This is a genomic window from Metabacillus litoralis, assembly GCF_007994985.1.
GTDB lineage: Bacteria > Bacillota > Bacilli > Bacillales > Bacillaceae > Metabacillus > Metabacillus litoralis.
The window spans coordinates 13350-24663 of record NZ_VOQF01000021.1 but is presented as its reverse complement, the minus strand read 5'-3'; the positions used below and the strand labels follow the sequence as shown (position 1 = coordinate 24663).

The 11314-nt window shown below is 37.0% G+C and carries 10 protein-coding genes; 1 reads left to right on the top strand and 9 read right to left on the bottom strand.

Annotation, left to right across the window (positions count from 1 at the left end; genetic code table 11):
* Window position 1 precedes the first annotated feature (1 nt).
* The 7 genes from FS935_RS21145 to FS935_RS21115 all read right to left on the bottom strand — a co-directional run bounded on the left by FS935_RS21145 (window position 2) and on the right by FS935_RS21115 (window position 8010).
* On the bottom strand, window positions 2-907 hold the full coding sequence (locus FS935_RS21145; protein WP_146950628.1) for an AEC family transporter: 906 nt from the start codon (window positions 905-907) through the stop codon (window positions 2-4).
* 49 nt (window positions 908-956) lie between these two features.
* A complete protein-coding gene (locus tag FS935_RS21140) occupies window positions 957-2372 on the bottom strand; it encodes an aldehyde dehydrogenase family protein (protein WP_146950627.1) in 1416 nt (471 codons plus the stop codon).
* A gap of 22 nt (window positions 2373-2394) precedes the next feature.
* Window positions 2395-3132 carry a GntR family transcriptional regulator gene (locus FS935_RS21135; RefSeq protein WP_240050983.1) on the bottom strand — a complete coding sequence of 246 codons (738 nt, stop codon included), beginning with the start codon at window positions 3130-3132 and terminating at the stop codon, window positions 2395-2397.
* A 17-nt stretch (window positions 3133-3149) separates the two neighbouring features.
* Window positions 3150-4490 carry a sulfoquinovose isomerase gene (sftI, locus tag FS935_RS21130; protein ID WP_146950626.1) on the bottom strand — a complete coding sequence of 447 codons (1341 nt, stop codon included), beginning with the start codon at window positions 4488-4490 and terminating at the stop codon, window positions 3150-3152.
* Between the two features lie 18 nt (window positions 4491-4508).
* Entirely contained in the window at window positions 4509-6551 is a 2043-nt protein-coding gene (locus FS935_RS21125; protein WP_146950625.1) for an alpha-glucosidase, read from the bottom strand.
* Window positions 6552-6574: 23 nt separating this feature from the next.
* Window positions 6575-7240, bottom strand: coding sequence for a DUF4867 family protein (locus FS935_RS21120; RefSeq protein ID WP_146950624.1), 666 nt, complete (start codon window positions 7238-7240; stop codon window positions 6575-6577).
* A 104-nt stretch (window positions 7241-7344) separates the two neighbouring features.
* Window positions 7345-8010: a transaldolase family protein gene (locus FS935_RS21115; protein ID WP_146950623.1), complete on the bottom strand. Its 666-nt coding sequence runs from the start codon at window positions 8008-8010 to the stop codon at window positions 7345-7347.
* Window positions 8011-8272: 262 nt separating this feature from the next.
* On the opposite strand from FS935_RS21115, the gene FS935_RS21110 reads away from it, so the two are divergent.
* On the top strand, window positions 8273-8482 hold the full coding sequence (locus FS935_RS21110; RefSeq protein WP_146950622.1) for a hypothetical protein: 210 nt from the start codon (window positions 8273-8275) through the stop codon (window positions 8480-8482).
* 450 nt (window positions 8483-8932) lie between these two features.
* Here FS935_RS21110 and FS935_RS21105 read toward each other — a convergent pair whose 3' ends face one another.
* Both FS935_RS21105 and FS935_RS21100 read right to left on the bottom strand, forming a co-directional pair.
* Entirely contained in the window at window positions 8933-9958 is a 1026-nt protein-coding gene (locus tag FS935_RS21105) for a GDP-mannose 4,6-dehydratase (RefSeq protein WP_146950621.1), read from the bottom strand.
* Window positions 9933-11312, bottom strand: a complete 1380-nt coding sequence (locus FS935_RS21100; protein WP_146950620.1) for a UDP-glucose dehydrogenase family protein — start codon at window positions 11310-11312, stop codon at window positions 9933-9935. Before FS935_RS21100 ends, FS935_RS21105 begins: the two co-directional genes overlap by 26 nt.
* Between the last annotated feature and the right edge of the window lie 2 nt (window positions 11313-11314).

Below are 11314 nucleotides of genomic sequence, written 5' to 3'. Positions count from 1 at the left end.
ATTACAATGATAAAAGAAATAGAACAATTGGCAATGTAATAATACTCATAATCGTACTAATTAAAGTAACAGAGGAAACAAATTCAGGCTTTGTGTTGAATTGGAGCGCAAACATGGTTGTATTTGCTGCTGATGGCATAGCAGCCATTAACACCATTATATCACCCACTACCTCGGAAACTGGGAGTACCCAAACAAAGGCACATGCGACTAGTGGCGCAATCAGTAGCTTAATATTGATAGAGTATAGGATCTTACCTACCTCTAAGTTTACTAAAGAGATTTTTGCTAGCTGCATACCAAGAATAATCATTATTGTTGGTATTGCTGCATCTGCTATAAGGTTAATAGATTGATATAACGTATCTGGAATCTCTATGTGTAGCACCTGAAGAAGCAAACCTATAACAGCACCATATGCAATAGGAATACGGAGAGCAGCTAGTATGGCATCTTTCAGACATGTTTCTACTTCACTTCCTTTTGCAGCATAGTATACCCCAACAGTACTCATAATCAGTTGTTGGATCACCAATAAGATGACTGCAATATCAAAGCCTGTTGTTCCAAACACAAATAAAGCAACAGGTGTACCAAAGTTTCCATTATTCATAAATACAGAAGATAAAATAAGACTACTTGTTTCTTTTCGATTATATTTTTTAACATAAGCTAATAGGTACACGATGGAAATAAGCCCAAAGCAAAGACCTAATGCATAAATAGTTAAATAAACATAATCTAGTGAGAGTTCGTTTTGATAAAATGTCCGTAATGCAAGAAATGGTGACATTAAATAGATTGCCATTTTTGAAAGGGTTCTTGTATCAAATCCTATCCATTTCTGGCCAACATAGCCTACAGCAAATATAAAAAATACAGGCACTAACACGATGATGAAATTCAAGGCTTTCCCACCTATTCTCCAAATCTATTTATGTGCCCCAAAAGCCTCTCTATACATTCATCACGATAATGCGTTCTTCTGTCATTTCTTCAATTGCATATCTCGGACCTTCCTTACCTGTTCCACTTTTCTTTACGCCACCATAAGGCATGTGGTCTACACGGTATGCTGAGGCATCATTAATAATTAGTCCACCAACTTCAATTTTTCTTGCTGCTTTCATGGCAAAACGAAGATCTGATGTAAATAATCCTGCTTGTAATCCATAATCAGAATCATTCACTACTTCAATAACTTCATCTTCTGTTTTGTAGGTTTCAACAGATACAACAGGTCCAAATACCTCTTGACGACACACCTTCATATCTCTGTGTGTATTTGTTAAGATTGTTGGAGAATAAAACACACCATCCCGTGTACCACCTACTTCAACTTGTGCTCCTTGTTCAACAGCTTCTTTTACCCATGCTTCAACACGTTCGGCTTCCTCTAAGCGAATCATTGGTCCAATGTTTGTTTCAGGATCAAATGGATCCCCCATTTTAAGCTTCTCTGTCTTATCCTTTAGAAATCCTAAGAAAGCTTCATACACATCTTCGTGAACGTAAATGCGCTGAACAGATATGCACACCTGACCCGCATTCGCAAAGCTTTTACCAGCAATTACATTTGCTGCTTTTTCTATATCCGTATCATGATGAACGACTGTGGCAGAATTATTCCCAAGCTCAAGTGCGACCTTTCGTAAACCAGCATTTTGACGAATATATTCTCCTACTCGTGGACTTCCGGTGAACGTAAACATATTTACATCTTTATTTGCTAAAAGGGCCTCACCGATCACCGGACCTTCACCCGTTATGAGGTTGAGTCGACCTTTTGGCAATCCCACATCTTCAAAGACTTCAGTAAGAAGCAGTGCTACGATAGGGGTTACTTCTGCTGGTTTTAATATGACACTGTTTCCTGCAGCTAACGCAGGACCAACCTTATGACATACAAGATTTAAAGGAACATTAAATGGTGTAATGGCCGCGACTACCCCTACTGGAACACGAACAGTGAAGGACATACAATTTTCAGAGCCAGGTGCAGACTCGACAGGAATCCCTTCACCATGTATGCGCTTTGCTTCTTCAGAAGAAATCTCTAATGTTAATGCTGAACGCTCTACCTCTCCAAGACATTCTCCATATGGTTTTCCTACTTCCTTTGCTAGTATTTCAGCAAACTGCTCTTTTCTCTCTAGCAAAAGTTCTCCTGCTTTTTTTATAATCAGATAGCGATCATATGGTCCCCATTCCTGACGATAAGATTGTTTCGCTGCTTCTACTGCTTCGTTCACATGATTCCCTGATGCTACAGATGTTGACGCGAAAGGTTTCCTCGTATATTTATTTAATACGTCGATTTTTTCCTTTGTTGTAACCCAGCTCCCATTAATATATAGACCGTAATGTTTCACTCTCCCATTTCCCCTCTCTTTTCTATCGTGTTAATTCAATATCATAATGATATTGATCACTTCGGTATTTCGTGCGAGTATACTCTATTGGTTTGTCGTCAATTCCAAAACTTAGACGACTCATTTCTAATAGTGCCTCTCCTCCACGAATTCCTAATAAATCAGCTTCATAAAGTGTCGCATTCATTGCAGATATTTTTTCCTTTGCGCGTTTTAACATAATGTTATTCTTCTCGAGTATGGTATAAAATTTAGCTGAATCTAGATCATACTTAATAAGGACTTCACCAATTTCCTTCGGCCAGCAAGACCGTTCTAACGCAATCGGAACTCCATCAGCAAAACGTACACGTTCGATAATCAATATTTCAGCTTCTTCAGGTAAATCTAAGATTAATTTTTCCTCATATAAATCTTCTGTAAACTCTACTCTCATGAGTTTAGAATGAGGTGTTAGACCTTTTTCCATCACCTCTTCAGCAAACCCCTTCAATCTCCCCAAGCTTCCTACTAGCTGCTGAGGTTTTACAATGGTCCCTTTTCCTTGCCTTTTCTCAATCAGTCCTTCTTGAACAAGTAAAGAGATTGCTTGTCGTATCGTTGTACGACTCACATCAAATTCCTTCATTAAATCCTGTTCTGTTGGAATTAAAGCATTTGGTTCCCAAATCCGACTTTGAATTCTTTTTATAAGAATGTCCTTAACCTGTTGATACAGTGCCACATTCTTATTCATATCAATTCCTTTTTCAACCATCATTTTATTCCCTTCTGTGTTTAACCGTAATATTCAGTTCGAAGCCCTAAACGTTTTCCTAGCTGTAATAATTCTTGTGCGACATCATCATATACAAGTGCATAATGTGGTTCAAAACCACTTTCCATAAGAGAATATAATGTTTCTGTTACATCTTTAGGTAAAGCCACTTCAACGGATGTTCCAGAGAATGGTTGTTCAACATCTAAGGCTTCACCCTTCATGACTAACAGGCGATATCCTTCATGATCCTCGCTTAAACGAAACATTGTAACCTTTCCTGCTTTCAACCCAAATTCCATTGTCAGCCCCATCTTGCGGTTTGGATGTACCCCTGCTTGCGCACCTGTTTGTGGTCTTGCTAACGAATACGCCGCTGCACCACAATGCCAGAATACAACAGAATTATTCTCTTCATTCACATGCACAAGATCTCCTAAATAAGGTGCTTTTCCATTACTTAGCTCTTGAAGCACGTACATTGAAAGAGATCCATTGATATCAGACTCACACGCTGAAACAACTCCGTGCTCCGTGAATTGAGACAAAGTTGAGCAAGCTGCTGCACCAAGTTCATTAAAAAAGTCTGGCCAACAACGAATGGCTAAAGCGCGTATGTCTTTTTCCTTTATATATGTCTCAATATAGGTGTAGAATTGTGCAAAACGGATGACACTTTCTTCATCTTTATTGAGTCCAACCACACTCTTTTCTGCTAATTCTAATGCAGAAGCATATTCATTTTCAGTTAGTTTTTTACATGCATCAAATGCTTTTAAAAGATCTACTTTGTCGAGAGTCGTCCCCACCTGTAAACGAAGCTTTTCTTCATCCGTTTGAGAAAAGAAAAATCCTGGAGGATGCTCACCAATCACTCCTACCTTTAATTCTTTGAGCTTACCAATGATATCATTTACTTTAAGCTCCACAAGCATCTTATTTTCAAGATCTTCTTCCTGTGGATTCCCAAAAACAAAAGAATACGGATGTTGATGTACTTTTAGTAGATTACTCGTAGCATTTCCACCTGTTAGAGAATTTAAGCGGAGTCTCCCTCCCACACTTGGTTCTCGAACAGACCACACAATGATAGGTTCCTTGCGTTTTTTTATAATTGCGTATGGAAACTCCCCGTCGGCAAACGTAGTGCTTTGATAGATAATACTGCTAAATTTGATATCTTTAAAAGACGCTAGTAACTCCTCTAATTCTTCAGGAGATGTAATAATTGTATCTGGAGAATATACCTTTTCAACCATTTCTTCTAGCATTTCTTGTGTGTCTTTTCGATATTGTTCTGCTGTTTCTAAATCAAATGTTTTTCGCCCTATTGGCAAATAAAGTACAGATGTGTGTAGCATTAAGATCCCCCTTAACTTCTATAAACTTCGTACTTGGTGAAAAAGCTCTTTCCATTCACTATTTTTCCGAAAAAATACTGGAGGCTCTCCTATCGGTGCATTAACGATATAAGTTCCACCTGAATACTCCTCACCTGACCATAAATGAATCCACTCATCCTTTGGCAAGTATACTTCCCATGTGTTTTGATGTTCTTCATGTACAGGTGCAACCAAAACATCTTTTCCATATAAGTATTGATACTGAATATCATACACGTTAGGATCTTGTTCATAGTGCAGAAACAGTGGCCTTTGAACGGGTGTACCACTTTTAGCATTTTCAGCTACTAATGTTTTCGCATAAGGGGCTAAATGTGTAAACACTGTTGTCATCCTTGCAAAATGAGCTAATGTTTCTTCATCCTCATCAAACTGCACACAGTCATATGGACGATTTCCTTCATGTGTTCGTAGGAACGGGGTAAATACACCCATATCCAACCATCTTAAAAGAAGTTCTTTATTCCTTTTCGTGCCATGAAGACTCGTATATCCACCGATATCACTATGATGAAGACCCATACCCGACATACCTGAAGATAAAGCAGCAGGAATTACAGAAGCTAATCCATCATGTAAGGAAAAATCAACCGATTGATCTCCTCCCCATAATAGTGTGCAGTATTTTTGAAATCCTGCATAACCAGCTCTCATAAAGAAGACAACTTCCCCAAGTTTTCCAGTTTCTTTAACCGCTTCATAGTTCGCTTGTGCCCATAGTACAGGCCACTGATTATGCTTTTGCATTGCAGGCTCACCATTACTTAAATATAAATCTGTAGGAAGATATTCTCCAAAATCGGCCATCCAACCATCTAATCCAAATTCGATTAAGTGCTCTTTTATGACACCTTTATACCATTCAAATGCCTCTGAATTTGTAAAATCAATCACACCACAATAGAACTCACCAAAATCGACAAGGTATGTATTACCTTCCTCATTTAAAGCAAAATATCCATTGTTTTCAGCTTCTTTAAAAAGATCTCCTTCTACAGCTAGATAAGGGTTAATATAGCCCATAAAGCGAATACCCTTTTCTTTCCATTCTTTGATTTTCACGTCTAGGTCGGGATATTCATCTGGATTCCATTTCCAGTTCCACATTAAACGCTTACCAAAGGAAGTGATTCTTTTTCCTTGCCAATCCTGACACCAAAGAGCTGATACTTTCACTCCGCTTTCTAATGCTTTAATTAACTTCTGGTCGACCACCTCTGTACCACCTTGAACTCCAAGAATAACTCCCTCATACACCCAATCTGGTAATTCCGGCTGACGCCCAAACTTTGCTGAAATCTTTTCAACAAGTTGGAGATAATCTCGAGCACCTTCTAACACGATTTCTTTTGGTACTTCCCAAGTGTGAAGCTCATGATAATCTTCATTCTTAAAATTAAAATCAGCATATGCAGTCGCTTCTACATGAGCATAGTATTTTTTACTAGAAACATAGGTTGGTTGAGGGTAATTCGTATTATAATAGTCACCGCCAGCTTTATCCTTTACATCTGCTAACCATGTGACATATGTACTTTTATCACGACCAACCCCTGGCTCCGATGTCCAAAGCGGAAAGTTACGTCCTCTTAAATTAAAATAAGACATCTGCTCACCACAGCCATATATTTTTTCTTCCTTCGATGCTTTTATACGGATCCAAAATCGATTGATTGTAGTATCTTTATTTTCCAATTCAATCACAAGACGACCTGAGTCTTTACGGATAGTCATATATAAAATAGGAAGAGAATTCTCGTTATACGTTGAAAAAGCAGCAACAAGCTTGTTGTCCTCGAGCTCATTAATACGAATAAAACGAAGTGGTGTTCGTTCCTCAACATAATCCTTTATCTCAAAATTCCCACGGTACATGTTCACCGTTTCTTTTCCAAATCCAATGTAAAGAAAAGGATTACTCTTCGTATGTTCAATAATCGATTCCCCATTCCAGGAAATAGAAAGTTTGTCTTCACTTGCTTGAATAGAAAACTCCATATCATGTGTTGTATAGGTCATCATTAGAACCTCACTTTAAAATATTAATAGTTTACAACTAGATTTTCTCCATGAATTCCTGGGTAAGCTCCCCTGTCTATCATCCTTTTATTATCAGGGTGTGCTAGTAGCCACTTGTTTTTCATAAATAACAACCGATCTCTTTGATTTATCGTATTATCTAATGGTAAATTTGTCTCTTTTGGTAAAACAACAATACATTTAAACCCATTATCTGTTGTCTTACATGGGGCAAAGTGAAGAGTGGTAGCATATAGTTCAATTATCGTTCCCATTGGTATGTAAAATGCTTGAACATCCTTGGCATTGTACTGATTTTTCTTTATGTCTTGAACCTTTCCTAAAAGAAGAACCATATCTGTTACAGCAATATTTAGCTCATTTCCCTTATGAAATTCTAATCCATTTAAATTTGAGTTCCTTCCATTACAATAACCAATTTGAATGGGCATTTCACCGTACAGTTCTGTTTCAATCTGTTTCTTAATCATGAATTCTTCCATTGCAAAGATAGAAGGCTCATATACATTACCCTCATCAGGAATCAATGTTTGTTCACTCATAAAATCAGTTAATGGTTTAATATCTAGACCTGATATTATTCTACCAAATGGCGCAAAGGTTTCCTCTTCTACGTGGAAAAAATTAAGATGATGATTTTGTTTGCAGAGTGTTTCAAAAGTACCCATTACCCCTGTATCCCCTTTTTTAAAAAATAGACAGGACATACGTTAAAGGAATGATACCTTTTTTGTCCTGCCATTTAATTTTTACGAGTTTATTGTTTTAATGATTATTCAGTTTCAGTGTTGTCCCAAGCATTACGGAATACATTTAAGCCATAATCAGTAAATGCATGGTAGAAGCTCGTTTTGTATACATCAAAACCACATGTTACGATATCTGCTCCAGCTTTTGCTGCATCAACAATTTGTTTGCCGTTACGTAGTGCAGCAACGATAATTTCTGTATCGTAGCCATATGTACGATAGATATTGACGATGTCTTGAATATATGGATTTGTATCTTCTCCGCTTTGTTCTTTCCAACCAACAAAGGGTGACACAAATGCAGCTCCAATTCGTGCAGGCTGTAATGCTTGAGATGGAGAGAAAACAAGTGTTACATTTGTTTTAATCCCTTGCTCCTCTAAGTTTTTTGCAGCGATTAATCCTTGTTCTGTACAAGGAATCTTTATAACGAAATTATCTGATAAACTAGCAATCTTTTTTCCTTCTGCAACCATTTCTTCATAGTTATCCAGGTGTGGATTAATCTCAACAGAAATCGGGAAATTCTTCACATCTGAAAATTCATCGGCTAACTCTTTTAGTACTGTTATAAAAGGTTTACCACTGTTCATAATATGACGCGGATTTGTCGTTACTCCATCAATCCCCCAATGCTTATACGCATAACGAATTTCATCAATTTTGGCACTATCTAAAAAGTATTTCATTACTGTTCCCCCTAATATTCGTAGTAACATTATTACCTTTAATTAAAACATCACTATCTTTAATACCATTGTATGCAACCGTATACAAAATATCAAGGTAAATATGTTTTTTTTGGAAAAAAGTTTGGTGTTTTTAGAATTAAGTTCTGGTTCTATGTTTCACTATACCTTCTTAACAGAATAAAAAAGAATTCCCTGAGGTGATATTTATACCAAGTGAATCAAGGGAAAGTGTAGGAGTGGTATTTATTCAGATGATAATTTGAGGATTAATCGACAGACTACTTTTGAGGATGATGAGGAAGTTACTTATAAAGATCTTATGGTTGCTGCAGGACATATAGCAAAAAATGAACCTACAGATGAAGATCAAAAAAATATAGATAATAGAGAATCACCACTTAATTTAAGAATGCAATGTGAGGGATTAGAGAGAAAATTCAAACAATTTATCTTAGCAGATTTATATTAATGTCCATTTAAATGGAGTGTGGAGAAAACAGAGGAAAGATTAAGATTTCCTGATATGGCACTTAATATTGATAATGAAGGTATTAAAGATGGTATTTGGAGTTTTTACCTTTTAATCCTGAGCGTCGTCATTTTTCCATTATGAACACAGTTCATCTGTATGAAGAATTGCAACGTTTGAATTAAAGGCATGATAAGTTTACCATTGTAGTTAATGATCAAAAAACTTACGTAATGTTTTTTAAAAGAGCACCTATGACACTACGTGCTAATATATATATTATGCTAATAGTCCTAGAATGGGGTGAAATTTCAAAAGAAGAGATGTTAAGTAGATTTAAAGTAGAGTAAATATAAGGATATTTTAAAAAAGGCATTAAAAAATAATAATTAATCCAACTCAAATAAGCCCGCCAAGCATTTGCTCAGCGGGTTTTAGTATTTTTAAATCTTACTTCTTGTTATAATAATCCACATACCAATCAGCAAATTGCTGTAAGCCCTCTTCAATCGATGTTTTTGGTTTAAACCCAACAGCTTCCTGCAATAAATCCGTTGAAGCATAAGTGGCTGGAACATCTCCTGGTTTTATTGGCTCAAACACCTTTTCAAACTGCACTTCTCTTCCTAAAGCTTTACTTAAAGTCTTCTCCAATGTATTAATAAACGTCATCAGCTTTTCCGGATTATTATTACCGATGTTAAGCACCTTGTGAGGAACGGCATCAACCGGTGGTTTACCGATAAGTCGCTCTATTCCTTCTACTATATCATCGATATACGTGAAATCACGATAGAGATCATTGTCAAAATCACCATTGTTAAAGATCTTAATTGGTTCACCAGCAAAGTATTTATCCGTAAATCCAAAGTAAGCCATATCCGGTCTTCCCATAGAACCATAAACAGTAAAGAAACGAAGTCCAGTAGCCGGTATCTTATACAAGTGGCTATACGTATGAGCCATTAATTCATTCGACTTCTTCGTTGAAGCATAAAGTGATACAGGAGTATCTACAAAGTCTGTTTCTTCAAATGGCACCTTTTTATTAGAACCATAAACAGAGCTTGAAGATGCGTACACTAGATGTTCTACTGGATTGTGCCTACAAGCTTCTAGGATATTATAGAAACCAATGATATTACTTTGAATATAAACATCAGGATTTTCAATTGAATATCTAACTCCAGCTTGTGCAGCTAAGTTTACCACAACATTAGGCTTGTACTTAGCAAAGACTTCTGTGACTAAAGCCTTGTCCGAAATATCTTCCCTAATTAAAGTAAACTTACTAAAAGGTTGTAGTTGCTCAAGTCGAGCCATTTTAAGGTTCACATCATAGTAATCATTTACATTATCAATACCTATTACTTTGCAGCCGCTTTCTAGTAGTTTCTTAGATAAATAATATCCGATGAAACCAGCAGCTCCAGTAATAAGATAAGTTTTACTAGGATCTAGCGGTTTGTAACTCAAGATTTCTCGACTCCTTTGCAACAACTTTTCTCTCTACAGCCTTTCTTCCAATAGAGTGGTACTCCACCCCTGCTTCCTGCATTTCCGAAGTACTATAAATATTTCTTCCGTCATATACTAGCGGCGTTCTCATTAAATCCTGATACATCCCAGGAGTAACTGCTTTAATCTCTCCCCACTCAGTAAAGATAAAGCAAACATTTGCACCTTCTAGTGCTTCTTCAATATTACTTACATAAGTAATATTACCTTTTCCACTCTTACCTTCAGGATGTACTTTCGCAAAGTTATCGGCACCTATAGGGTCAAACGCATAAATATCGGCACCTTGCTCTAGTAATAATGGCACATTCTCAAGAGATGCTGCTTCACGTAAATCATCAGTCCCAGGTTTAAAAGTTAAACCAAGTACAGCTACCTTCAGACCATTAAACGTAATAAGTCTCTTGCTGGCTTTTTTGTATAACATTGTCTTTTGATCAGTATTGACGTCAATTGTAGCCTTAACGGTTCGTAGTTCATATCCATGCTGTTTTGCAATATTCTCTAGTGCTTTCGTATCCTTAGGAAAACATGAACCGCCATAACCGATACCTGCGTTTAAAAACTTACTTCCTATACGAGCATCATAACTCATCCCTTTTGCAACGTCTTGCACATCCGCTCCGACTAATTCACAAAGGTTAGCGATGTCATTCATATAAGAGATTTTCAAAGCAAGGAAATCGTTTGAGGCATATTTGATCATCTCTGCAGATCTCCTATTAACTGATACGATTGGTAAGTTAAAGGGCTCATAAATTTCCATCAAAACTTCTTCAGCCCATTTGCTTTCCGTTCCAATTATTATTCTTTCTGCATGAAGTGTATCATGTACAGCAGAACCTTGCGCTAAAAACTCCGGGTTCGAGGCTACTTCTACTTTTACATCATTAACTAGAAAATCTTGAATAAACTGTTCAACTTTATCATTTGTTCCAACTGGAACGGTCGATTTAACAACAACTAAGCAATCCTTTTCGATCGATTCAGAAATTTGTCTAGCAACCGTTGCAATATAGGAAAGGTTTGCAGAACCGTCTGGTTGTTCTGGGGTCCCAACCCCGATAAAAATTGCATCAGCATCTCGGTAAGCCGATTTGTAATCTGTTGTATAATCAATTCTTCCAACAGCGTAGTTTTTTTTCATTAGCTCTTCTAAACCTGCTTCATATATTGGAGAAGTCCCAGACTTCATTAGGTTCACTTTATCTTCATCGATGTCAACACACATTACTTGATGGCCAACTTCAGCAAAACATACACCTGCTACTAAGCCAACATAACCTGTACCTGCTACAGCTATTTTGTACATAG